Source organism: Pseudomonas entomophila (assembly GCF_029193575.1).
Classification (GTDB): domain Bacteria; phylum Pseudomonadota; class Gammaproteobacteria; order Pseudomonadales; family Pseudomonadaceae; genus Aquipseudomonas; species Aquipseudomonas entomophila_G.
The window spans coordinates 163,985-184,988 of sequence record NZ_JARGCS010000019.1; the positions used below are offsets into that span (position 1 = coordinate 163,985).

A 21,004-nucleotide genomic window follows, 5' to 3' on the forward strand; every position below is an offset into this window, starting at 1 on the left:
GGTTGTTTGATGGCTGTGTCTACAGCCGGTCTTGGGTGTAGATGCCGCCAGACTCAACGGCACCGCCCACCTCGCGCTCACCGTAGAGCACTGGATAGGGGTTGCCTTGCGCAATGGTCGTCACGGCAGAGCCGAAACCGTAGCTGGGGTTGTTGCCGTCTTCGTTGCGGTTGAGACTGCCGGTCTGCGCCGTGGGCGACAGCATCTGCACCACGCCCCCCAGGGCAAGGGCGCCGCCGCCCGCCAGCAATGCCATGCCCAGGCCGGTGGTCGTGCCGCCCGTGAACACGCCGGCGACGATCAGGACAGCGCCAAGAATCACCTGGAACATGCCGCCCTGCTTGCTGCCCTGAATGATCGGCGCAATGCGGATGACCTCGGAGTCCCCGCCACGCAGATCAACCTCCTCAGGCCCGAGGTTTCGGCGCCCGGAGAAGATCGTGAAGACCAACCCGCGCTCCTCGGCGGTGGCCAGGAACTGCCGGAAGCCGGGCTTTAGCTCGCACAGGGCCGTGATTGCATCGCGTGCACTGTCGACCTCCAGGAAGTACTCGCGGCCGAAGTGCTTGCGCAGCACGCCATAGAGCCTCACCAGACGCTTCATTGCCGATACTCCTTGTGCCGCAGGATCAAGCGGCAGCGGTTGGCCATCGACCAGCCGTACACCTCGCGGGTCGAGGCGCGGCCAGCCATGTGGTGGTAGATGAACGGGCCGGAGCCGCCCAGGGCCGGAGCGTCTTCGCTGGCCAGGGCCGGCTCGTCGGCCAGGTAGATCGCAGCGTGGTTCGGGTGGTAGCACGGCCGCCCAGGCGACGGGACCATGAACACCAGCATGTCCCCTCGTCTGGGCGAATCAACCTGGTAGAACCCCGTGGCAGCGAAGTTCGCCTCGTACAGGCTGGGGCCGTCTTCCTGCTCCCACCACAGGTCTTCGCGCTCGAAGTTTGGCAGCACCAAGCCCGCCTCACGCGCGTACCAATCCCGGCAGGCGCCCCAGCAGTCGAGCAGGCCATGGGAGAACTCGCGGCCCAGCAGCGGTGCCTGGTAGCCCGATGGCTTGAACCACTGCATTTCACCGCCAGGCCATCCGACAATGCCCCACGGCACTTCGTGCAGCTCGCAGCTGACCAAGTCGGCCATGCTCGGCGTCGGTGCGGCATCGGGATGGCTATGCACGATTGCCAGCAGCTCGCCCTGGTCCTCGGCGGCAGCCAGGTCTTCATGGTGAAGCCGGAAGTTTTCACGCGGGGTCTTCGCCAGGTTGCGACAAGGAACGTAGGCACGCCCCTGGTCTGTCTTGATCAGCACGCCGCACGCCTCCGCCGGGTATTCGCGCTCGGCGTGCTCGCGGATGGCGGCCTGCAGCTGTTGGTTGATGCGCATAGTTACCTCGAACTTGCGATCAGGCTTGCGCCCAGGGAGCCGCCGAAACGGCGGGTATTGCCGCGCAGCTTGCAGCTGTTCCAGCGGCCCGCGCAGCGATCGAGCGCCGGGTTGTCGGTGGGCTCGTTCTGCTTGGTGAACATCGCGGCGCCGGTGTAGGCACAGGCCTCGCCGCGGTAGCCGTTTCGCGTGGCCCAGCGACAGAGCTTGGTGATCTGCTGGCTTGGTAACTGCACACCACCCAGGTCGAGCGGGCTCGACAGCTGGAACGTCACCTGGTCACGGGTTTCCTCGGTCTTCTGCTCGATGAACCAGAGGTTTTCTCGCGCCTGGTTGGAGGCGTTGGGGTTGCCGTCAGGGAAATTGGCCGCATCCAGGAAGTGCCGGAAGGTCTCGATCACGCGAACCTTCGCCCCCGCCAGATCCTTGAGGGCCAAGCACAGCGCTGTGACAGCGCCGCGCACGCCACCGATCTCATTCGACAGCTGCAGCGTGGGCTGGGCCGGGCGACCGTCGCCGCGGATGTCGAACCCCTTGGCCTCGATCTGGATCGCAGAGTACGCCTGGCCCTGCCAGATGATGTCGCCCTCCTGGGCGTGCCCATGGAAGCGCATGACGTTTCCGCCAAGCCGCGTGGCGTCCACCTCGTACAGCCGGATCTGATTGCCCGGCTCGAGCTTCTGGATATCGTTCTCGAAAGTCATCAGAGCCTCTGAAAAAAGAAACCCCGCATAGGCGTGGTCAGTAAGGGGTGAAGGCTTGCTTCATCGTGAAGCTGATCCTGGTCTGCCCCGCTCCCAGCGGGTCCAGCTTGTAGCCGTTGACCTTGAAGCGGCCGTGCAAGCCGCTTGGCGAGGTCCAGAAGAACGACTTGTAGCCCTCATGGCGGTCGATGAAGTCACGCATCTGGCGTAGCTCCTGGCCCTCCTCAAGGCTACCGATAGCCTGGTGCGTCCATTCCTCCGACTTTCCGTTGATACCGGTGCCGCCGGACTGGGTGTAGCCGTCGCCGAAGTCGTTCTCCCACACGCGCTGCTTGATATCTCCCGAGGCGCCGACCCGGGTGCAGAAGTTGAATGTCTCTGCCATTACCTGTTCCTCCACAGAAGCCCGCCCTGTTGCATTTCCCGGTACAGCACATCGCGCACCTGCTCTGTGACCGCCTGCCCCATCAGATCACCTTGCCGGCGGGCATCGGCCTCGCTCATCCCAGCCTGGGCCTGCACGGTCACCGGCGCATTGATCGTGATACCGCCGCCCTGCCCTGCACCACCACCGGCGTCGTTCGCGCTGCGAAGGTACTGTGTCAGGTCGCGGTTCTGGTTCGGGTTCAGCACCCGCTCGCCGCCATCGAGCAGCCAAGTGCCCTCACGAGGGATGTTGTCGATACCGTCGTGCGCCATGCCGGTCAGGGCGGCGGAAGCTACTCCCGCCACCATAGGCGCCGTGGCGGCTGCCGCAGCGGCAGCCGCTGCAGGTGCGGCAGCCGGCCCTACAATTGGGATAGCAGCAGTGGAAGCGAAAGCCGCAAGGCTTGCCTGGAACGCTGTAGCCTGCGCATTCGCCACCATGGCCAACCCAGCAGTTGACTGTGTCGTTTTGCCGACAACCAACTGCACAGCCTGGTACACCAGCCACTGCGCGGCCATGTCAGTCAGCGCCCTGATGCCGGCCTTGGCGAAACCGGTGATCATGTCCATCAACGCATCACCCGCATCCTTCGAGCCGGTGGCCACGTCGGAAAGGAACGAACTCAGCTCGCCCCTTGCACTGCCGAGAACCGAGGTAGTGGCATCGGCGGCCATAGCCGAGTAGTTCTGAGCCTCGTCAGCAAAATTCTGCCAAGCGTCACTTACGCCATCGAGCCAGTTGCTCTGCATTTCGTCCTGCTTGGCGTAGTAATCCTGCTGGATCTCCATCCGCTCGGCCATTGCATCACGAAGCAGTGCGGTCTCCTTGTCGTACCGCGCCTTGGCGTCAGGATCGCCGAGAAGGTCCGCTTCCTTGTACTGCTTGTAGAGCTCGCCGCGCTGCTTGGCGAATTCCTGCTCGATCGCCAGGCTCTCCCGCATCCGCGAGCGCAGCTTCTCACCCTGGCCAGCGCCAGCGATCTCAAGTTCGAAGCCCTGGCGAACAATGGTGTTGCTGTCCTTCAGGTTGGCCGCGTAGGTGGCCAGCTTCAGGTCTTCCTGGTTCTGCCTCTGCAGCTTGATCTTGGCGTCGAGCTCGGCGGCCAGGCCTTCCAGCACCTTGCGGCGCTCAGCGCTGACACCCTTAAGCTTCCCGGTCTCCAGTTCGAAGGCAAGCTTGGCCACCTCGGTAGCCTTGCCCTGCTTGCCGGTGGTCTCGTCGATCAGGGCGATCTGTCGGCGGTAACCTTCCTCGGCGTCCACACCGCGCTTCTTCAGTGCTTCTGCTGCTGATTTGGCCCTCGACTTGGCGTCTTCCTCGGCCTTCTTCGTCGCATCGGCTGCTCTGTTTGCTGCGTCAGCTCGACGCTGCTCCGCAACCAGCAGTTCACCCTCGCCGTCCTTCAATCCATCGACCAGGCCAGCCTTGATTCTTGCCTCTAGCTTGTCCGCCTCAGTGCGCTTTCCTGCAAGGACGAGCTGCTCCCTGATCTTCTTGGAAAGATCCTCGTAGACCTTTGATCGCTCGGGAACGGCACCGGCATTGGCAGTAGCTGCCGCAGTGTTGGCGTTGAACTCATCGGTGAGGCGCTTGACCAAGCTGGCGGCATAGGACGCTTTCTCGCCGGCCTCGGCAACTGCGCCAGACTGTGCCACCCAAGCCTGCAGAGCCTCCGGCTTGAGGCGGAAACGCCGCGACAGGTCTTCAATGACCACAGACAGTGGCTGCCCTGCCGCGTAAGCATCGTCGAACTCTTTCTTGATTCGGGGGAAGAGCGAACTGCCCAGATCACGATTCACCCGCTTCATGAGCATGCTGTACGCGTCTGCCTGGTCCTGCGTCGCCTTCTCGAAATCAGCGGTGTATTGAGCGAGCTGCGCTGCTTTCTGGTCACGCCCCAGATTTCTGAACTTCTCGGCGATCTCGTCGATCGGGGTTCCGATATCGACCAGCGACTGCCTCGCATCCTTCGTCTTGGTAGCGAAGTAAGTCAGCGCGGCGCCTGCAGCGATGATTATCCCTGCCGGCCCGCCCAGAAGCCCCATAGCCGCAGATGCCGCTCGAGCAGCAAGGCCCACAGCCGTGATTCCGGCAGCAGCAGTGGCAGACACACCGGCCATTCTTGCCAGTGTCGCCTGATAACGAGCAGCCTCAATCTGGGCTGCAAGAAATGAAACCGCAGTGCTTGCCGCTGCCGCTGCTAGCCGAACAGTGAGAACTCCAGCCAAAACTACAGCGGCCTTGGCTGTCGCCTCCAACGCAACTTTTGCTTCAGGCGATCCGAGAGCCTTGTTGAGCACCTCAACCACGTCCTTGGCCGTGGTCAGGCTGTCCTCTCCAGTCAGCAGACCAGAGATTGTGTTTTGCAGGGCCTCCATTGCGCCGCCGAAAGTATCTCGAGCGGCGGCTGCGGCACCACCATAAGACTCTTCGAGCGACTGAAGAATGATGCCCTGGGCGCCGGCGACGTTACCTGTCGACTCCATCGCCAGCGCCATTTTTTTCTGGTCTTCGGTGAATCGGAATCCTTGCTTGCTAAGAGCAGTGAGCCCCTTGGATGGCACGTCCAGGGCTCGACCAATAGTTTCCGCTGCGTCTTTAACCGACATCCCCGTCCGAGCAGCCATGTCAGCAGCAGCCTGAAGCGCGCGATTGAACTGGTTGCCCACAATCCCGGTGAAGGCCAGAAGGGTAGTTTGTGCCTGGTTGATGTCGCCACCAGAGAAGGTGGTGGCTTTTTCAAGCGCGCCGGCCATCTCGTTGAGTTGGTCTCGATTGAAACCAGCAGACTCCCCCGTAGATCGGAGCACAGCGCCAAGCTGAGCTTGCTCCTGTTCCGCATTTCGGGTTTCAGTGAGGAACCGGCCAAATATGCTGGCAACAGAAAATGCACCAACCACGCCTGCAGCGGCTCCGGCTAGAGCGCTCCACGCTGCCGAAGCCTCCTTGGCCGCATCAACCATTTCTTTCGAAGACTTTCTTGCCGACCTTCCAGCCTGATCCAGCGGCCCAGTAAAACCTCCGATCTTGGCAATCAGATCAAGAGTCAGAGTGCCAAGTGATCCGGACATAAATCCTCCAGGCGAAAAAAAACCCGCTCATGGCGGGTTCTTTCTGGTTCATTGATTTCTAAATACTGCTCGACTCAAGTGGAGGCACATCAGAATGGCAGCACCTGCACTTCACAGCCTCCTTCCGGATAGCCTCAGCACAGAATGGGCACTTTCGATAATCTGCCGACTCGCCGATCTCAATTGCAACTTCCTTGCTTCTGGCATCGAGGGCTTTCTCGGGGCGGCCAAGAAGAACCAACGCAATGATCCCGACAATCGGAAAAACGAAGCCGATAACAAACCATGCATAAGCGCTTCTGGACTTACCGGCTGCAACGTATGCGCATATCGCGCCACACCAGAACCAGAAAAACAGGATGATCTGCCAGTTCTCCATGAGATAGTCCATGGCCGCTCTCTCCAATTCAAAGATCGCGACTTTACCATCTGGCAGCCATCACACCCAGTTTTCCATGGCCTCCTCCAGCGTCTCGACCCGTGGGTCCATGTGCGGGGCGAAGTCCTGCGGGTACAGCTTCGGCGCCGACTCGCCGGTCTTGCTGTTGAAGTAGATGGCCTGGAACTGGGCCAGAGCAGTCTCCAGCCTCATCCCCGGGTGAAGCGACCCGCGCTTATGGCGGAACTTCACCCAGGTCAGAAACTCGGGATAGGTCATGTTCTCCTGCGCCTCGGCAATGGTGCGGCCGCCTATCCCGTTCATCACCAGCTCGCACCACAGTTCGTCGATCGGCTCTAGCGCTTCTTCTTTCCCGCGACGGCGCCGTTCTGTACCTCACCGATGGCGATCAGCAGCAGGTTGGTCAGGTCCGCGTCGAGAGCGCCCTTCTCCGGATCGGCCTCGCCGGTGATGTCGTTGACGGTGAACACCGCCTTGCCTTCTGCATCGCAGATGCTCGAGGCGATACGGCAGGCCAGCGGGTCGGCGCCGCGGTGAGCAGCGATATCGCCAATGGCCGTCTGGTAGGACAGCGGCCGCACGTAGCAGGTGAACTTCTTGCCGTCCCACTCGATTTCCTTGGCCACCGGGCGAGCAGTGAAGGCCTTGGACTTCTTCAGGTTGGAGATACTCAGTTCCATCGTCAGGCCACCTTACGAATCCAGGCGGAACCGCCCGAGCGCTGGATCGCGACAGTGGACGCCACCACGGCGTTCAGCGCGAAGTTGAACGGGAAGTCGGCAACGTAGCCGGAGAAGGTGAACCAGGTGCGCGAAGGCGGGAGGACGAAGTCCGACTCCTGGCTGACCTCGGCCGCGCCCGCCGCGCCAGTGCCGGCGCCGCCGGTGAACGCGATGTTCGGCGCGCTGGTGTAACCGCTGCCTGGGTTGGTGATGTTGATGCCCACGACCTCGCCGCCATCGACCACGGCCGTCGCAGTGGCGCCGGTACCGCCGCCGCCGGTGATGTTGACGGTTGGTGCGCTGGTGTAGCCGCTACCGGCGTTGGTCACGGTGATCAGCGCCAGGCTGCCAGCGGCGACAGCGGTCGGGGCGGCGGTGCCATCGGCCCAGCCAACCGCCCAGCGCAGGGTGGTATCGCCGTCGTCCTCGGACAACTGGTGCAGGCGGATGTGGCTCGGGTTGTTCGGGTCGGCGTTCAGGCCCATCGAAGCCTGGCCAGGGGTGCGCAGGCCTTTCTTGTAGCTGCGCTCCTTGGCGACGAGGCAGGTGTCCTCGATCTGCTCGGCCGGCGCGCCGCCGGGCTCGAAGCTGGTGGCGCACTCCACTTCCATGACGGTGTATGGCCCGGTACCGGACAGCGGCGGCACCAGGGCGTAGATCTGGGTTCCTTGGGTGATGATCGACATAGCGTTCTCCAAATGTCGGGCATAAAAAAACCCGCTCAAGGCGGGCCGGGTTCATTGCGGCGGGTCAGCGGGGGACAATCCAATCCACGTCGAAGTTGGTGCGGTAGTGCTTGGTCGCAGAATCGCGCGACTCGCCACCCCAGCGGGTGACGTAAGCGCGCAATTCGATTGCATCGCGGATCGCGTCACGCACCTGGCGCACAGATCCGCTGGTGGTGCCGTACACGTCCACCTGCAGCGTGAAGCCGTCGACATCAGGTCGACCAGCCAGGTAGTTATCGGAGCGGCCCCGCACCAGCTGCCAAACGGCATACGGCTTGGCCACGCCCTCCGGCGCCTCGCCAAACGGGTACAGGCGCAGGTTCACGCCGGCACCGAGCAGTGCCGTGACGCCAGCGTCTGCTGCGCAAACCAGTTCAATGGGAGGCTTCATGACGATGCGGCCCTCTTCGCGGCGCGCCGGATCGCGCGGTCAATAGCCTTTTCGTACTCGGAGATGAACGTGTTGGTGACCTGGCTGATGTTGTCGGCCAGCGCGGGGCGCATGAACGGAGCTGCCGCCATCCTCTCGGTGCCGAACTCGATCAGGCGCCAGTGCGGCGTCGGTGCGTTCGGGCTCAGGTCACCGCCGTCCTTGAGCAGGGCGCCGTGCCGAACACCGATGCGGAAACCAAGGTCGCCGGATGCCCGGAACAAGCTGCCGTTCCAGCGCAAGGCAATGTTGTCGGAGATCGATCGGCCGGTCTCCTTGTCGTCGATTCGCTCGGCGCCCTCCTTGGCCTTCTCGACGATGACCTGGGCAGCCTTGCGCAGCGCCGACCTCCCACCCCTGCGCTTTACGTCGTAGCTGACGGCGTCAAGCTTGCCCAGCAGGCTGTCCAGCCCAGTCAGGCTGAACTCGATCGTTTCAGCCATCTTTCACCCCCTTCGACACGAGGATTGTGAGGTACTCACGGCCCGAATCAGGATCCTCCAAAGGGCGGCCAACAATGCTGTACAACTCGTCTCGATAGACGATGCGCATATTGGGTAGCACCCCTGAACGGTAGCGGATCACGATCCTGGCGGTCGCTTCTGACTGTGCGGCCTGGGCGGCAATCAGGTCGCGGGCAGACAACGGGGAAACCTGCGCCCACACCTTGGCAAATAACTGCCACTCTGGCTCGCCGAACTCCAATGTCACAGGGTCGCGCGGCGTGACCTTGTGTTGGATTTCAATTCGGTGCCTCAACTTGCCCGCTTGAATACTCATGCCAGTGCCGGGTCGCGAAGGTGATAGAGAAGCGCCGTGACGGGCCTGGGCAGCATGCCCTGCTCAAACTCTCGGCCTTGGTCGTTGTCGCGCTGGTTGTACAGGTAGCCGAGCATGAGCTTGGTCGCTGCCTTCACTGCATAGGGAACCTTGCCGGGAATGGCCTCGCCGTCTGCATCCAGATAGGCATCCGCGGCGGACTTGAGATAGCCCCTGACCAGGTCGCTCGCCTCGAGCACCTTGTCTCGGATGTCATCGTCATCGGCGTCGTCATCCACGCGCAGTTGGGCTTTTGCTTGCTCCAGCGTGATGAACATCATGATGCCGCTACCCCCTTGGTCAGGTCTTTGCCGTTGGTGCCGTTCTTCCCGTCGCGGCCGCGCTTCGCCGCCAAGGTCCAGCCCTTACTCCCAACCTCGCCAGGCTTGTCGGTCGTGGGTTCGTCGCAGTGCCACAGGCTGCCGCCCCAGGTCACCGTGTCGCCCGGCACGTAGTCGCCAGGACTGAACACGCCGCGATAGATCATCACTGGCAGTTGAAGCGCCTTGCGCACCTGCGCGCCGCTGGACAGCGTTAGAGCCACGTCCAGCCCGCGCTCGCCACTCTGCTCGACCTCGACCCCCGCCAGTCCTTCCACGATGCACTCCCAGCCTTTCAGGCCATGTGTTCGCTCGAAGGCGCGCCACAGTCCGCCGGCGTGCTTCGCGAAGGTTCCGCGAACGTGGGATTTCTCCAAGTCGATTTCGGGAAGGATTTCAAGTTGAAGCGCATCGCGGCCCGGTTCTCCGTCCTTTGGCGGCTCCAGACCGGCCATAGCCTTGGCCAGTTCCTCAGCTATCAGAGGGCGCAGATCCTCGGCCGTCACGCTCGCACCGGGCTCAGCCGGCGGCAACGCGGCGACCGCTCCCTGGACGGCATCACGGATCATCGGCGCCACGTCCTCGACCGTTACTGATTCGCCATCCTTCGGCACAGGTAGCTTGGCCACTTCATCCGCGACGGCCTGGCGCATCACTTCAGGATCGGCGTCCTTGCCATTCTCAGGCACAGGAACGAGCTTGGCAGCCTGCGCAGCGATCGTCTCAACATCAGGCGCAGGGATTCCCTTTAGTGCCTCCGAGAGCTCTTTGCGCAGGCCGGCATCACGCTTATCCAAGTCGTTGGTGAGGCCATCCCGAAATGCGGCCAGCGCTTTTTCGACCAGCCCCTTCAAGATCGGCGCCAGTGCTTTCGCCTGTGCCTCAAGCTCACGCAGATTCAATGTTCAACTCCTTCTCAACCAGGAGCGCGAACATTCGTGCCTGGTCGTCCAGTTCTTCGTTGGATGGTTCGGAGGGCGGAGCGGGTACCGGCAGTGCTGGTGCGGCTGGAGCAGTGGCAGGCTGGTCAGCCTGCGCGTCACGCCTGGCGATCGCTGCCAGGCTGTAGTTCTGCTGCTGAATCATTGGCGAGTCGCCACCTTCAACAGGGGGCAGCCCTGCACGCCGGCGGGCCTCGTTCGGCTTCATCCACGCACCACTGACGGCCTCATTGTTCGCCTTGTAGAGCGCAGCCGTATCCATGCGGAGCAATCCGTCCAAATCGAACTCTGTCCCGTACTGCGACGGAAGCTCCAGCCCCTCATCCAGGCACAGTTCTAACGCCTCAATCAGAGTTTGGAGGCAGTCCGAGTAATACACCTGGTTGAGAACTTCGGCACTGTTGTAGGTCGGCTGCACGCCTACACCTACTTTGTAGCCAGGAACATGGAACACTGAGCAGACGATCTCGGCTGACCACTTCAACTGCTCGATCAGCTGGGAATCGGCGGCCGACATGGCCATTCCCTCATACTTCAATCCGTCGCCCAGGACGGCGACCTTACCGGCGCTCTGGCCGGTGTATTCGCTATCCCAGTGCGCCTTCAAGCGCTTTGCAGTGTCTTCGCTGATGGACCCTGGCGCTGTGAGCACGCCACCGGGCTTGGAGCCGTTCTGGAAGAACCTGGCCGAGTTGTTCTGGATCGCGTTGCCCTGCATCGCGGCCAGGCCGCAGGCGTAGATCGGCGAGACACCCACCAGCGGGTGGAACAAGCAATTCATCCGGTCATGGATGATCTCGCTGGCCGGCACGACCACACCCTCCTCGAGCGTGGACAGATTGTCCGCCTTGAGGTCGTAGAAGATGCTGCCGTCATCACCCACCAAGGGGGTGACGCGCCGCGGATCAAGGATGTAGAGCTTCGTCACGACACCTCGCGCATCACGCAGCTTCAATGCGTAGGCGTTCCCGTTCGTGAGCTTCGATGTCATCCACGATTCATAGAACTGGATGCGGTTCTGGAAATGGTTCGGCTTGCGCAGAACCGGCGAAAATGACGGGCTTGTCGTCTCCTCCCACACCTTGTCCTTCGTGAACTCAACCAACTTGACCCGAAGCTTTGCGATATCCGAAGCAATCAGCGTGATGCAGGAGAACACAGCCGAAAACGCCAGGACCGTATCCTGATCAACCTCTACGTTCTGCTGCCATGCTCCCGCAAAGGACTCGCGGATCACGCCTAGCCAGCCGCCACGATTGTCAGCGGGTCGCAAGGCCTTTTGCTCAGTCCGAGCTCCCCAGTTGAACATTTTCATCGCGGCTCCATCTGTCATTCGGCCTTCATGTTGCGGCGCTTGTAGGTGCGCTTCGCGGGGGTTGGCGATCCCTTCTGTTCCTGCTCAGTTGAGGCGCCAGCTTCATCGTCAAGCCGAGCATTGCCGATCGCCTTCAGCAGCCTGACATCGCGATCACGGGCCTCGAACGCATCACCCGGGAACAACTGCCGCCCGGCGTAGCGGAATTCTTTCAGAGCAACCATCTGCATGGTGACTTCCCTCCGGGTAGGGCCGGGAGCTACCCCCGGCCCTGATGGATCAGGACTCGTAATTAGCCGAGTCGATGAAGCCCACCGCCTGCAGGCGACGGCGCTTCCAGTTGATGAAGCGCTCGGCGCGCAGGGCCACCATGTTGTTCTGCCACAGGCTGACCAACTCGGTAGCACCAGCTGCAGGGGCGCTGTCCATCTGCAGGGACGCCTCACGGCTCACGTCGATGGTCACGCCACCATCGTCAGCCAGCAGGATCTCCGATGCCTTGGCCAGGATGAGCCGCTGGCCGGCACCGGTAACCGGGCTGCCCGACCCAGGGTTAGCCGGAACGCTTTCCGACACGATGACCGGCAGACCCATGAAGGTGCCGCCGTTCATGTCGATGCCTGGGAACTCAGCCTGGCCCAGGGCATTGGTCATCATGCCGATGGTCAGGGCCATGGTCGGGGTCATGATCCAGACCGCGCCAGCCGGGGTCATGTTGGCAGCCAGGAAGGCAGCGAACAGTCGCTTCACGTCCGCTTTCAGCGCATCGGCGGTGGTGCCGCTGGCGACGATCGGCGTTACGCCGTGAGTGATCGATGCGGGCGAAACCTCGGCCACCTCGGCAATGGCTGGGTCTACGAAGGCCACATCGAGGAACTGCGCCATCGATGCGGTGAGGTCCGCCTGCACCAGGGCCTCGGCGCTCGGGTTGCTGAAGCGCACCAGCTCATCGGTCAGCACCACGATGCCAGCGGCCTTGGTGAAGCGCAGGGTAGTGGTGTCGAACGCCAGGGCGGAAACCGGCTTGGGCTTGCCCTCGCCAACCCAGTTCACGCTGGAGCCGGAGGTCTGACCGGACATCTTGATGTTGAACGGTACACGGCGCAGACCCTGGATCTTGCCGATGATGGTCTGCGGGCGCAGCAGCTCGATGAACTCGCTCGCCATGGTCTGGTACTCGACCAGCGGCGCCGCCCAGGCCGGGTCGGTGGTGGTGCCAGCGGCAACCGCGGCCTTCAGCACGGTCACGACCTCGGGGGTGGATTCCTCCCAGCCCTTGGCGACCTCGACCGCCTGCATCAGGTTGCCCTTCGAGCGCGCCAGCGCGATGGCATAGCGGGTGAAGGAAGTACCCTTGGGCAGGGTACGCTCGACGCGGATCACTGCGTTGTCACGAACTTCGTGACCTTTCGACACGCTGTTAACGCGACCTGGCTCCACCGGCTTGGCATTCGAAGCCATGGACTTCTCCAGGCCGCGCAGGCGCGCCAGGTGACCATCGACGGATTTCAGTTCGCCCTCGATGGTGTCGTATTCCTCGGACTCGGAGGCGTCCAGGGTGCGGCCTTCCTCGGCAGCCTTGGCCATGATTTCTTCGAGGCGAGCAGCCTTCGCGGCCCGGGTGCTCTCGAAGGATTTGATTTGTTCCTGAATGTTCATATCGCCCTCCTCGGGCTTCGCGGATTTTGTGATGGGTGCCGAAGCGCCGGCAGGGGTGATGCGCACGACCGGGAGCGCGCTATTGCCAGTCGCGGCGCGCAGCTCTCGGTCGATGGATTTGATGGTCTGGATGCTGGCACCAGCGTTTGCTGGAACGGTCACGGCGGACAGTTCCAGCCACTCCCATTTCAGGAAGCGACGCCCCCAGCTGCCGTCGATGTTGGCCGACTCGATCGGCGAGAATCCGATGGAGAGGCCTCGGACCAGCTTCGCCTTGATGGATTGCCAGGCCTCATCGAGCCGATCCTTCAAGGCGCCGGGCTCGTCGACCTTGGCCAGCTCGACAGTCACCTCAATACCGGCATCAGTCACGGTCGCCTTGGTGACGTGACCCACTGGCTGGTCGTGGTTGTGCTGCCACAGAAAAGGGATCGGCAACTTGAATTGCGCACCCTTGGGCTCAACCACATCATCCATGCGGTCAGGCGACGGGGTGGTGGCAATGCCGGTGATCACGCGCGCGTCATCGTCCACCGCCTTGATCTCAAGGAGGCTGTAGGCTCTGTTCATTGGTTACCCCAGAAATGCAAAAGCCCGCACTCGGCGGGCTTGGCGTAGCGCATCAGCTACGAGTTGAGGAAAAACATCTGGTACTTCTTGCCAGGCGGCGAAGGGTTCGTCGCCATCAGCGACACAGCGTTGAGCAATGCCATAACAGGGTCGATCTTGGCGGTGCCGCTGGCCTGCTTGGTGATCAACACCGAGTTGGCTCGCGACTCGATCCGGGCATTACCGACGCACCAGTCCATCAGCGGCTGGTCGGCATGGAACAGCTTGCGCTCTGCCAACTTACGCTCTGCGATACTGATGGCTCCCACCAGCTTCCAGCCTTGCGGGATGCCAAAAATTATCTTCTCGTCAATGTTCCTGCTGAGCAGCTCCTCGAGCATAACCTTGTGAGTCTTCTCAGGGTCCATGCCGATAGCCGCCAGCAGGCCGGTGCCGTAGATCATCTCGACAACGTCCGCCACCGCCGCGACATCGCCCGGCAATTCCTTGATGATGACCAGGTCGCCGTCTCGCTCGAAGTCCCGGTACTTGGACTCCTCAGACTTTCGCCGCTCAAGAGCGACTGGATGAGCCCAGGCCATGGAGGTGGATAGCCATTCATCCCCTCCCCGCCGCCGACCAATCACAGTGAAGCCGAGAAGGTCATCCAAGCCGCCACCGTCGATACCGATGGTGACGACCTCTGACTGATCGAGCAGCGCCTGCAGACTTAGCGACTCATCGGCTTGAGCCTCCCAGAAATCAGCCCCAGTCCATCGGTCTGAGCGAAGATTCAGGCCAATCTCAATGTTCAGGTGCTTCGCGAGGAACTTTTGAAGCGAACCATCGCCGGCGCCCTGCTTTTTGCGCAGCTCGTCTTGCAGCCACTCGGCACTGACAGAGCGCCCCAGGTTGGGATTGGTGATGTAGAAATTCTCTGGATGCAGGTACGATCGGCCTTCGATCATACCCTTGGGGAATTCGTAGAGAATCCCCAGCGTCTTGCGATCCTCGATGACGCCATCACGAACATCCCGCCAATACTGCAGCCTCTCCTTGAACACTCCAGCTGGTGGCTCATCGCTTTGGGTGGTCAGGTAAATAACCCACCCTTCGTCCCGGGAGATCTGGCCGCCCAGCGCCTCCATGAACATCGCTTCGGCTCCTGGCTTTTTGCCGAATACCCAAAGTTCGTCCACCAGCACCTTGCCAGACTTCTTGCCTGACACCGTGTCGGTGTCTGCCGCTACGACTTTCAGGCTGTTGCGCGTCGTGCGATCGGTGATCGTCCGGATGTGGTCCTGAACGTGAAACATCGCTGACAACTCTTCGTCCGCGCGAACCATCGCCGCTGCGGGTTTAAAGGCGTTGTCGGCAACTTCTCGAGTTGGCGCCAGGATCAAGTGCTCCTCTTCCTCGCGCCAGCACAGAATCAGCGCCGTCAGCATGATGCCGGCGGCAATGGTGGATTTGGTGTTCTTCTTGCTGATCAGCAGGCCGAACTCGCGGATCAGCTGCTTGCCGGTTTCCGCGTCGTACCCACCAAAGATTGCCCGGACGAAATCAAAAACCCACTCATCACAGCAGTCCGCCATTCGCGGCTTGCCGGGAAGATCCGGAACCTTGAGCTCCTTGAAGATCTGAACAGCGCGTTCGGCCTCATCGGCAAAAATCGGCGGCGGGATGATCGACTGCCTACGAACCAACCGCCTTTCCCAATCCAGGCATGCGGTGGTCCATTCCATCGCTACACCTTCTTACCGTTTGCGGCAGCCAGGCGGGGCGGCGCCTGACGAGTGAATTTGCTCGCGGCCTGCTCAGCCGCCTTCTGCCGCTCCTCCTTCTTACCGCCCTCGCCTTTGCGCGGATGAAGGAACGGCATCAGCGCCTTGGCTGCATCAACTCGAAGCTTTGGCTCTGAGCGGGCATCGTTCATCACGGCCAGCAGGAAATCCTTCGGGTCTCGATGAAGCAGGGCTGCGCCCAGGTCGAAGCCAGCTGGCTCGACATCGTCATCAGGTGCTTCCTGGGTCTCCTCGGACGGCGGTGGTTTAACACCACCTTTAACAGGATGTAGTGCATTGAGCTTGTGCAGCTCATTGACCACGTCAGGGTCTTTTGCCAGCCGGGAACCGGCCGCAGACGCCGTCTTTTCTGGGCATCCAGCTGCAATGGCTGCGTCTCGGTTGGACGCACCTCCCCTGACAGCGTCAATGAACCGACGCTTTTTGGGTGTTAAAGCCATTAACAAAAAACTCCAGAGAGGAAAAAATCTGCGAATGAGTTGGGCGCGGTGTCCGAGAGAAAACGTTTCTGAGACCTGACCCTACCCCCACCCTTCACGCGCCATAATGATGCGCCCGGCATGCGGCTCGCCCGCTTCAGGCGCCCGGCCCACGACCTCTTGCCGCCTCGGCCGCCGTCTTCGACTGATGGCACGGGACACACAGGCTTTGGAGATTCGAATCGTCATCGCTGCCGCCCTCGGCGACGTTGATGATGTGGTCGACCTCCAGCTCATGGGTGACCACGCCACATCCGCGGCAGGTGTACTGATCACGAAGCAGGATGCGCTCACGGATACGGCGCCATGGCCTGCCTCCGCGACCAGAACCCCACTGCGTTTGCTGTACCTGCTGCACGGGTGCTGCCTCGAGCATCTTGACCTGGGCCTTGAGGGTGTTGAGCTTGCCCATCACCGTCCAGCCAGAACGGGTGCGCCGCTCAGGTAGGTCGATGGCGGGGCGTCAGGGTCTGCGCCGTCACCGTCTGCCAGTGCTTCGATCAGGGCCAGGTTCTGGCCGGCGATCGTCTCCAGCAGAGCGGTCTGCTTCTGCTGCTCAGCCAAGATCCGCTCCAGCAACTGCTCTGCGGTCTGGCTCATCGAGCCACCCGCGCATTCTGGCGAGATTCGTCTTTGAGGCTGGTGACATCCAGCTCTACCACTTGGGCCTCTGCGGCCAGCACTGGAATCTCGCGGGGCAGTACGGTAATGACAGCCTGCCACACACCGCTATCCACCGATGCCTTCAGCTCGACGCTGGTTACGCCCTCCAGCTCACTACCATCACTCAGTAGGACCTTGGTTCCCATCGCCAGGTGGGCGCAGTCCGTGTTGGTCTTTGGCGGTGGCACGATGGTCGCCACCGCCAACGATTTGCTTTGCTCGCTCATGTGCAATCCTCGTCCACTTCTTGATCCAATCGCGCCGGGCGGCGCATCCACTGCAGGCCATCACTCGGCCCTGCGCATGCTGCATTGCTGCGCGATATCGGCAGCGCGTTCACGCACCTCCAGCACCTGGCCATCGAACGTATGGACGATGGCGCAGACGCCGTGCCACTGGGAGCTGGTGCCTGCTTCCTGTACGCGAGCAATCGCGGTTGGTGCCAGGAAGTGCTGGCGGCGGTTGATGTCGGTCAGCGTGATCATCTGGTCACCCTTGCGCCTTGCGAGACAGGAACAGGTCGGAGTAGCCGCGGAGCTTCTCCACCCCCATGAACCCGACCATGCCGCCGGCGAAGGTGGCCATGCCCTGCGGCAAGCCCATCCATTCGAGCAGCGGCACCAGGGCCAGGGTGATGAGGCCGCACAAGGCGCCCTCCAAGAACATCTGCCGGCGGGTGCCACCGCCATACACCACCCGGAGGACGGCAATGGCGACTGACAAGCCAGCGGCATACAACTGAGGCTGATGGGCCAGCACCCAGGTGAGCACAGCGGCCCACAGGCCAGGATCCTTCTCGGGCATGTTTGGCATCTCGGTTCCTCCCGTTGCGGGGAGCTTGTGAATGATTTCAGCCGCGGTGAAGCATGCCGCCTGGCTTGAGCTCGTCGCGGAGCACCTGGCGGATATGGTCGGCTGGGTTGGTGATCTTCAAGTCCGCAGGACTGATAAGGCTGGCAATTGCATCGGCAAGTTCAGCAGTCGACTCCGACCGATGCTCACCGAGGCCGATACCGGTGGCGACGCGCTTGCCCTGTTCGGTGACTGCGGTGCGCAACCCGGCCTGGGCCACGAATCGGTCAAGCACAAACACCCGACCACCCTCGACAGCGAATGCCTTAACCAGATCTTCGTCACGCTTCACGACCTCGAGCTGCCCCGCTCCGGCAGACTGGAGAACTGCGTTCGCGGCGCGGATCTGCCGGGCCGACTCGCCGTAGAAGGTGACTTTGCCCATGCGCAGCGGCTCGACCTCTTGGCCAGGGTCAATGCACAGGCCGGCCTGCTCTTCGACGGCCACCCCCACTCCGGCCAGCTTGATCTCGCCGGTAGCGCAGTTCAGCTCTACGGCACCATTGGTGCTGGTGTACTTGTGCTCCCTGGCGACTCGCTCGACCAGGGCGCCGTCGAGCCAGGCGGTAGTCGTCTGGATCGAATTCAGCTCGGCGCGCAGCTCGTCAATGGTCTGTTGCATCTTGGCCCAGGTGCTCATCGGCTTCTCCAGAAACGAAAAAGCCCCGGCAAGTGCCGAGGCTTATGGTGGATGTCGGTGATGCCGAGTTTGCTCTCGCGCACCTACCGCAAAGTAACACGAAAGATACGGGTGAGGACCGGGGATGTCAAGCGGCCTCACGCCGAACTTCCAGCGCACCATCAACCCAGGCCACGCCTGCCTTCCACAACTGGCGGGTCTTCTCCTCTTTGAAGCCAAGCTTGTGCCCCGCATCGCGCAGGGACAGATCCCGCGCCATGTAGTACTTCATGAGAACCGCGCCGCACTCGGGGTAGCGCTGACAGAGGCGACCAATAAGGCGATCGATGACCAGTGCCTCGTCGTCGGTGATCACCGCGTCCAGGGTGGCGTTCTCCCGGGATGCGCACGAAGCCACACCAGACCCCAAGACGGCCCACCTGCCCCAGTTCTCCAGCAGCTCCTCGGCACTTCTTTCCAAATGGCTCATGTCCTTCCCCCCTCAATCCCCGGTGTGGTTGGTGCCGCCGGCGCCGCGCCGGTTGCTTCCCTGATATGTCGCCTCAGGCCCGGATGCCTGAGGGTTCTTCAACTGCTCGATCTGCCGTGCCGCGGCCTGCAGCCTCATGCTGAGCTGGGTCACCAGTTCATCCAGGGCCAGGGCCTCGCCGGTTGCAGCCACCACCCAGCCCGAGGCGTTGCAGTGGTCGCATGGCAGTTCGTGAAACACGCCCGTGGTGACCGCTCTCCCACGGCACAATGGGCACCTGTCCAGCTCGATCACGACCTTCTTGAAGGCAGGGCCGTGCTTTTTCACCAGTCTCCCGCCTCACCCAGCACCTCGCAGCCGCGAGGCGGCCAGCCGAACAGGCGCCACATGAATGCCTCCGTCTTGGTCAGGTAGCGCATGCGGCCATACAGACTCGTCATGGTGTAACCGAGCGGCTCCTTCTTGATGCGCACGGTGCGAGAGCCGATGCGGTGGCAGAGCTCTGTGATCACCGCCTTTGGGCTGCCGTTGGCGGTTGTTTGGTCGTAGGACATGCAGCCGCAAATGGCTCGGGCTTTGTCGATCAAGTCGTTGTTGTTCATGCTTTCGAATCCTCGCTAATAACTAATTTGCTAAGGTCGCCCGAAGCCTCGCCACCATTGGCCTGTGCCGAATTCTGCGGGATTTCAAATAAGGCCTCGGTAAGGCCGTGAATGGCGGTGAAGCCGATCCGATCAAGCCACGCATGCCACTTCTCCAGAGCCAACTTGCGCTGCTCCATGGCCTGCGTGTGGATGTAGGTGCTGGCGATCTTGCCCAACGAGTGATTGAGCAGCATCTCGCCGATGTGGCCGTCGATGCCGAGGTCGGTCCAGGTGGTGCGGGAGACCTTGCGCAGGTCGTGACTGGTCCACTCGCCCTGCCCCAGTCGGGTAAACACCATGCTGGCCTGGGTCTCGCTCAATGGCTGGCCGCGACGGTTCGGGAACAGGTATGCCCCTCCGTAACCTTTGGCCTGCTGAATGGCGCGGTAGCGGATCAGCAGGGCCTGGATCTGGTCGGTCAGCGGCAAGCGGTGCTCGGTGCGATTCTTTGTGTGGGCGGCTGGAATGAACCATTCGGCAGCAGCCAAGGTGACATCGCTCCAGCGCGCCATGCGGGTCTCACCGATTCGCGTGCCGTGAGCCAGCATCATCAAGGCCAGCATCGCGTCGCCGGGGCTTGCCTCGAATGCCTGGGCCAGCTGCTGCATCAGCTCGGGCAGGTGCACGCCCCGCAGCCGGGCCGCCTTTGCGGTGATCCGTGCCTTGGTGAAGTCACTGAACCGCACTCCCGCCATGGGGTTGCTATCGATCATCTCCAGCTTCAGAGCCTGGCGGAAGGCAGTGAGCAGCATCCCGAACATCTGCCGGATATAGGACAGCGACAGCTTGGCCTGGCATGGCCAGATAAGGTGTTTGTCGATCAACTCAGCGGTGACGTACTTGACTGGCAGATCGCCCAGGCACGGCCGCAGATGCTGACCCACTGCGGCGTGGGTTGCTGCTTTGCGCTTCGCCGAGAGGGAACGGTCGCGGGCCATTCGGTCAACGTACCAGTCGAGCAGCTGCCCTACCGTCGCCATGCCCGAGACGACGGGCGCAGTGGCCGGGGAGCGCAGCAGGCGCTGACGCAGAGCAGGTAGTTCGGCAATCACTGCCGCCACGCTCAATTCGGGCCAGCGGGCGACCGGCACCCACTTCTTGCCGCGCACCAGGTGCCAGGTAGCACGCTCACGGTTGCTCCAGAAACGCAGGTACAGGCCGGGGTGGCGCGGGTCACGCAGATCGCGCACGGACAGGTCGGCGGCCTGGCGGCGCACCTCCGCCTCGCTCAGCTTCACTTCACGGGTCGCGCTCATGCGGACACCGTTGCGGGTTGCAGCAGGTAGCTGCGAATGGTCTGTACCGCGTCGATGCTGCCCCGGCACACCACCGCCAGGTAACCTTCGCGGTGCAGTTTCTGCAGGTAGGCGTCCTGGCTCGGCGACACCGGCGCGTCAAACGGCGGGTTGGCCTTGAACTCGATGTACAGGCCGAACCAGCCGCCGCGGGCCATCGGCAGGACCAGGTCCGGCACGCCCGCCTTGACGCCCTGCCCCTTCAGCTTGGCGGCCACGGCCTTGACGCGGTGCCCACCGTTCGGGACGTGGTAGATCAGGGCGTAGGCCTCAGGGAAGCGCACTTGCAGCTCCTGCATCAGCGCGGCCTGCTCCAGGCCCTCGCGGTCGACGGGTTTGGCGCGCGCGGCGCGCGGCTTGTGCGGGCGAATGGTTGGCGGCTTCACGCGACCAGCACCCCCTCGTTGAGCAGCGCCGCCTGGGTGCGCATGACGCCCTCGGCGTGGTACTGGCGGGCGGTCTCGCGATCAATCGCACGACTGCGACCGTCGCAAGCATCGTGGCAGGCGCTGCAAGACCATGCGCCCTGCAGGTCGTGGGGCTTCTTTCCGACGCCGCAGGTGCCGGCCAGGCGGTAGTGGGCGAGCACGGTGGTTTCAGGATTGCCGTTGCACACGCCAGGGATGCGCACCTGGCACTCCCGGCCGCGCGCGGCCTTGGTCAGTTTGGTCTGGCGCACGACGTCGCCT

31 protein-coding genes are annotated in these 21,004 nt (G+C 62.5%); all 31 read right to left on the minus strand.

Translation table 11 applies throughout. The features are described 5' to 3' along the window. Positions 1-19 precede the first annotated feature (19 nt). The gene (locus P0Y43_RS09780; protein ID WP_275637087.1) at positions 20-604 is read right to left on the minus strand and encodes a tail assembly protein; all 585 of its coding nucleotides are present in this window, start codon (positions 602-604) and stop codon (positions 20-22) included. Continuing rightward, entirely contained in the window at positions 601-1,383 is a 783-nt protein-coding gene (locus P0Y43_RS09785; RefSeq protein ID WP_275637088.1) for a C40 family peptidase, read from the minus strand. The genes P0Y43_RS09780 and P0Y43_RS09785 overlap by 4 nt, the downstream gene beginning before the upstream one ends. A 2-nt stretch (positions 1,384-1,385) precedes the next feature. Next, positions 1,386-2,087 carry a phage minor tail protein L gene (locus tag P0Y43_RS09790; protein ID WP_275637089.1) on the minus strand — a complete coding sequence of 234 codons (702 nt, stop codon included), beginning with the start codon at positions 2,085-2,087 and terminating at the stop codon, positions 1,386-1,388. A gap of 37 nt (positions 2,088-2,124) precedes the next feature. Further along, the gene (locus P0Y43_RS09795) at positions 2,125-2,472 is read right to left on the minus strand and encodes a phage tail protein (protein WP_275637090.1); all 348 of its coding nucleotides are present in this window, start codon (positions 2,470-2,472) and stop codon (positions 2,125-2,127) included. After that, the gene (locus P0Y43_RS09800; RefSeq protein WP_275637091.1) at positions 2,472-5,585 is read right to left on the minus strand and encodes a phage tail tape measure C-terminal domain-containing protein; all 3,114 of its coding nucleotides are present in this window, start codon (positions 5,583-5,585) and stop codon (positions 2,472-2,474) included. Before P0Y43_RS09800 ends, P0Y43_RS09795 begins: the two co-directional genes overlap by 1 nt. A gap of 58 nt (positions 5,586-5,643) precedes the next feature. Continuing rightward, positions 5,644-5,976 carry a hypothetical protein gene (locus P0Y43_RS09805; protein WP_275637092.1) on the minus strand — a complete coding sequence of 111 codons (333 nt, stop codon included), beginning with the start codon at positions 5,974-5,976 and terminating at the stop codon, positions 5,644-5,646. Between the two features lie 48 nt (positions 5,977-6,024). Next, positions 6,025-6,288 carry a hypothetical protein gene (locus P0Y43_RS09810; RefSeq protein WP_275637093.1) on the minus strand — a complete coding sequence of 88 codons (264 nt, stop codon included), beginning with the start codon at positions 6,286-6,288 and terminating at the stop codon, positions 6,025-6,027. Positions 6,289-6,320: 32 nt separating this feature from the next. Continuing rightward, a complete protein-coding gene (locus P0Y43_RS09815; protein WP_275637094.1) occupies positions 6,321-6,665 on the minus strand; it encodes a phage tail assembly chaperone family protein, TAC in 345 nt (114 codons plus the stop codon). Positions 6,666-6,667: 2 nt separating this feature from the next. Next, positions 6,668-7,393, minus strand: coding sequence for a phage tail tube protein (locus tag P0Y43_RS27060; protein ID WP_430540237.1), 726 nt, complete (start codon positions 7,391-7,393; stop codon positions 6,668-6,670). 64 nt (positions 7,394-7,457) lie between these two features. Beyond that, the gene (locus tag P0Y43_RS09830; RefSeq protein WP_275637095.1) at positions 7,458-7,826 is read right to left on the minus strand and encodes a DUF3168 domain-containing protein; all 369 of its coding nucleotides are present in this window, start codon (positions 7,824-7,826) and stop codon (positions 7,458-7,460) included. After that, complete coding sequence (locus tag P0Y43_RS09835) at positions 7,823-8,308, minus strand: HK97-gp10 family putative phage morphogenesis protein (protein ID WP_275637096.1); 486 nt, start codon at positions 8,306-8,308, stop codon at positions 7,823-7,825. The genes P0Y43_RS09830 and P0Y43_RS09835 overlap by 4 nt, the downstream gene beginning before the upstream one ends. Next, positions 8,301-8,639: a phage head closure protein gene (locus P0Y43_RS09840; protein ID WP_198756076.1), complete on the minus strand. Its 339-nt coding sequence runs from the start codon at positions 8,637-8,639 to the stop codon at positions 8,301-8,303. The genes P0Y43_RS09835 and P0Y43_RS09840 overlap by 8 nt, the downstream gene beginning before the upstream one ends. Before the next feature lie 2 nt (positions 8,640-8,641). Further along, positions 8,642-8,965, minus strand: coding sequence for a head-tail connector protein (locus tag P0Y43_RS09845; protein WP_198756060.1), 324 nt, complete (start codon positions 8,963-8,965; stop codon positions 8,642-8,644). Beyond that, a complete protein-coding gene (locus P0Y43_RS09850; protein WP_275637097.1) occupies positions 8,962-9,906 on the minus strand; it encodes a phage portal protein in 945 nt (314 codons plus the stop codon). Before P0Y43_RS09850 ends, P0Y43_RS09845 begins: the two co-directional genes overlap by 4 nt. After that, positions 9,893-11,260: a phage portal protein gene (locus P0Y43_RS09855; RefSeq protein WP_275637098.1), complete on the minus strand. Its 1,368-nt coding sequence runs from the start codon at positions 11,258-11,260 to the stop codon at positions 9,893-9,895. The genes P0Y43_RS09850 and P0Y43_RS09855 overlap by 14 nt, the downstream gene beginning before the upstream one ends. Before the next feature lie 14 nt (positions 11,261-11,274). Next, positions 11,275-11,490: a hypothetical protein gene (locus P0Y43_RS09860; RefSeq protein WP_275637099.1), complete on the minus strand. Its 216-nt coding sequence runs from the start codon at positions 11,488-11,490 to the stop codon at positions 11,275-11,277. A gap of 49 nt (positions 11,491-11,539) precedes the next feature. Further along, entirely contained in the window at positions 11,540-13,489 is a 1,950-nt protein-coding gene (locus P0Y43_RS09865) for a phage major capsid protein (protein WP_275637100.1), read from the minus strand. 56 nt (positions 13,490-13,545) lie between these two features. Further along, positions 13,546-15,213 carry a terminase large subunit gene (locus P0Y43_RS09870; protein ID WP_275637101.1) on the minus strand — a complete coding sequence of 556 codons (1,668 nt, stop codon included), beginning with the start codon at positions 15,211-15,213 and terminating at the stop codon, positions 13,546-13,548. Between the two features lie 2 nt (positions 15,214-15,215). Further along, positions 15,216-15,713: a terminase small subunit gene (locus P0Y43_RS09875; RefSeq protein ID WP_275637102.1), complete on the minus strand. Its 498-nt coding sequence runs from the start codon at positions 15,711-15,713 to the stop codon at positions 15,216-15,218. A 136-nt stretch (positions 15,714-15,849) separates the two neighbouring features. Beyond that, positions 15,850-16,164 carry an HNH endonuclease gene (locus P0Y43_RS09880; protein WP_275637103.1) on the minus strand — a complete coding sequence of 105 codons (315 nt, stop codon included), beginning with the start codon at positions 16,162-16,164 and terminating at the stop codon, positions 15,850-15,852. Continuing rightward, positions 16,164-16,352, minus strand: a complete 189-nt coding sequence (locus P0Y43_RS09885; protein WP_275637104.1) for a hypothetical protein — start codon at positions 16,350-16,352, stop codon at positions 16,164-16,166. Before P0Y43_RS09885 ends, P0Y43_RS09880 begins: the two co-directional genes overlap by 1 nt. Beyond that, positions 16,349-16,642 (minus strand): hypothetical protein, encoded by a 294-nt coding sequence (locus P0Y43_RS09890; RefSeq protein WP_275637105.1) that lies wholly within the window; start codon positions 16,640-16,642, stop codon positions 16,349-16,351. The genes P0Y43_RS09885 and P0Y43_RS09890 overlap by 4 nt, the downstream gene beginning before the upstream one ends. A gap of 60 nt (positions 16,643-16,702) precedes the next feature. Continuing rightward, positions 16,703-16,900: a hypothetical protein gene (locus P0Y43_RS09895; protein ID WP_275637106.1), complete on the minus strand. Its 198-nt coding sequence runs from the start codon at positions 16,898-16,900 to the stop codon at positions 16,703-16,705. 4 nt (positions 16,901-16,904) lie between these two features. Then, on the minus strand, positions 16,905-17,228 hold the full coding sequence (locus P0Y43_RS09900; protein WP_010952643.1) for a phage holin, lambda family: 324 nt from the start codon (positions 17,226-17,228) through the stop codon (positions 16,905-16,907). A 37-nt stretch (positions 17,229-17,265) separates the two neighbouring features. Beyond that, on the minus strand, positions 17,266-17,907 hold the full coding sequence (locus tag P0Y43_RS09905; protein WP_275637107.1) for a hypothetical protein: 642 nt from the start codon (positions 17,905-17,907) through the stop codon (positions 17,266-17,268). Between the two features lie 127 nt (positions 17,908-18,034). Next, the gene (locus P0Y43_RS09910) at positions 18,035-18,376 is read right to left on the minus strand and encodes an antiterminator Q family protein (RefSeq protein WP_275637109.1); all 342 of its coding nucleotides are present in this window, start codon (positions 18,374-18,376) and stop codon (positions 18,035-18,037) included. 12 nt (positions 18,377-18,388) lie between these two features. After that, positions 18,389-18,706 (minus strand): hypothetical protein, encoded by a 318-nt coding sequence (locus P0Y43_RS09915; protein ID WP_275637127.1) that lies wholly within the window; start codon positions 18,704-18,706, stop codon positions 18,389-18,391. Continuing rightward, complete coding sequence (locus P0Y43_RS09920) at positions 18,700-18,978, minus strand: hypothetical protein (protein WP_275637110.1); 279 nt, start codon at positions 18,976-18,978, stop codon at positions 18,700-18,702. Before P0Y43_RS09920 ends, P0Y43_RS09915 begins: the two co-directional genes overlap by 7 nt. Further along, positions 18,975-20,276 carry a tyrosine-type recombinase/integrase gene (locus P0Y43_RS09925; protein WP_275637111.1) on the minus strand — a complete coding sequence of 434 codons (1,302 nt, stop codon included), beginning with the start codon at positions 20,274-20,276 and terminating at the stop codon, positions 18,975-18,977. Before P0Y43_RS09925 ends, P0Y43_RS09920 begins: the two co-directional genes overlap by 4 nt. After that, complete coding sequence (locus tag P0Y43_RS09930; protein WP_275637112.1) at positions 20,273-20,701, minus strand: VRR-NUC domain-containing protein; 429 nt, start codon at positions 20,699-20,701, stop codon at positions 20,273-20,275. Before P0Y43_RS09930 ends, P0Y43_RS09925 begins: the two co-directional genes overlap by 4 nt. Next, a complete protein-coding gene (locus P0Y43_RS09935; RefSeq protein ID WP_275637113.1) occupies positions 20,698-20,994 on the minus strand; it encodes a DUF1364 domain-containing protein in 297 nt (98 codons plus the stop codon). The genes P0Y43_RS09930 and P0Y43_RS09935 overlap by 4 nt, the downstream gene beginning before the upstream one ends. Between the last annotated feature and the right edge of the window lie 10 nt (positions 20,995-21,004).

Bases quoted from the DNA above. Each gene is read 5' to 3' on its own strand.
- P0Y43_RS09910 (WP_275637109.1), bottom strand. From the start codon at position 18,376: ATGAGCCATTTGGAAAGAAGTGCCGAGGAGCTGCTGGAGAACTGGGGC.
- P0Y43_RS09780 (WP_275637087.1), bottom strand. From the start codon at position 604: ATGAAGCGTCTGGTGAGGCTCTATGGCGTGCTGCGCAAGCACTTCGGC.
- P0Y43_RS09890 (WP_275637105.1), bottom strand. From the start codon at position 16,642: ATGAGCGAGCAAAGCAAATCGTTGGCGGTGGCGACCATCGTGCCACCG.
- P0Y43_RS09925 (WP_275637111.1), bottom strand. From the start codon at position 20,276: ATGAGCGCGACCCGTGAAGTGAAGCTGAGCGAGGCGGAGGTGCGCCGC.
- P0Y43_RS09795 (WP_275637090.1), bottom strand. From the start codon at position 2,472: ATGGCAGAGACATTCAACTTCTGCACCCGGGTCGGCGCCTCGGGAGAT.
- P0Y43_RS09920 (WP_275637110.1), bottom strand. From the start codon at position 18,978: ATGAACAACAACGACTTGATCGACAAAGCCCGAGCCATTTGCGGCTGC.
- P0Y43_RS09790 (WP_275637089.1), bottom strand. From the start codon at position 2,087: ATGACTTTCGAGAACGATATCCAGAAGCTCGAGCCGGGCAATCAGATC.
- P0Y43_RS09885 (WP_275637104.1), bottom strand. From the start codon at position 16,352: ATGAGCCAGACCGCAGAGCAGTTGCTGGAGCGGATCTTGGCTGAGCAG.
- P0Y43_RS27060 (WP_430540237.1), bottom strand. From the start codon at position 7,393: ATGTCGATCATCACCCAAGGAACCCAGATCTACGCCCTGGTGCCGCCG.
- P0Y43_RS09895 (WP_275637106.1), bottom strand. From the start codon at position 16,900: ATGATCACGCTGACCGACATCAACCGCCGCCAGCACTTCCTGGCACCA.
- P0Y43_RS09905 (WP_275637107.1), bottom strand. From the start codon at position 17,907: ATGAGCACCTGGGCCAAGATGCAACAGACCATTGACGAGCTGCGCGCC.
- P0Y43_RS09900 (WP_010952643.1), bottom strand. From the start codon at position 17,228: ATGCCAAACATGCCCGAGAAGGATCCTGGCCTGTGGGCCGCTGTGCTC.
- P0Y43_RS09805 (WP_275637092.1), bottom strand. From the start codon at position 5,976: ATGGACTATCTCATGGAGAACTGGCAGATCATCCTGTTTTTCTGGTTC.
- P0Y43_RS09800 (WP_275637091.1), bottom strand. From the start codon at position 5,585: ATGTCCGGATCACTTGGCACTCTGACTCTTGATCTGATTGCCAAGATC.
- P0Y43_RS09855 (WP_275637098.1), bottom strand. From the start codon at position 11,260: ATGAAAATGTTCAACTGGGGAGCTCGGACTGAGCAAAAGGCCTTGCGA.
- P0Y43_RS09785 (WP_275637088.1), bottom strand. From the start codon at position 1,383: ATGCGCATCAACCAACAGCTGCAGGCCGCCATCCGCGAGCACGCCGAG.
- P0Y43_RS09810 (WP_275637093.1), bottom strand. From the start codon at position 6,288: ATGAACGGGATAGGCGGCCGCACCATTGCCGAGGCGCAGGAGAACATG.
- P0Y43_RS09865 (WP_275637100.1), bottom strand. From the start codon at position 13,489: ATGAACAGAGCCTACAGCCTCCTTGAGATCAAGGCGGTGGACGATGAC.
- P0Y43_RS09815 (WP_275637094.1), bottom strand. From the start codon at position 6,665: ATGGAACTGAGTATCTCCAACCTGAAGAAGTCCAAGGCCTTCACTGCT.
- P0Y43_RS09880 (WP_275637103.1), bottom strand. From the start codon at position 16,164: ATGGGCAAGCTCAACACCCTCAAGGCCCAGGTCAAGATGCTCGAGGCA.
- P0Y43_RS09860 (WP_275637099.1), bottom strand. From the start codon at position 11,490: ATGCAGATGGTTGCTCTGAAAGAATTCCGCTACGCCGGGCGGCAGTTG.
- P0Y43_RS09835 (WP_275637096.1), bottom strand. From the start codon at position 8,308: ATGGCTGAAACGATCGAGTTCAGCCTGACTGGGCTGGACAGCCTGCTG.
- P0Y43_RS09870 (WP_275637101.1), bottom strand. From the start codon at position 15,213: ATGGAATGGACCACCGCATGCCTGGATTGGGAAAGGCGGTTGGTTCGT.
- P0Y43_RS09875 (WP_275637102.1), bottom strand. From the start codon at position 15,713: ATGGCTTTAACACCCAAAAAGCGTCGGTTCATTGACGCTGTCAGGGGA.
- P0Y43_RS09830 (WP_275637095.1), bottom strand. From the start codon at position 7,826: ATGAAGCCTCCCATTGAACTGGTTTGCGCAGCAGACGCTGGCGTCACG.
- P0Y43_RS09845 (WP_198756060.1), bottom strand. From the start codon at position 8,965: ATGATGTTCATCACGCTGGAGCAAGCAAAAGCCCAACTGCGCGTGGAT.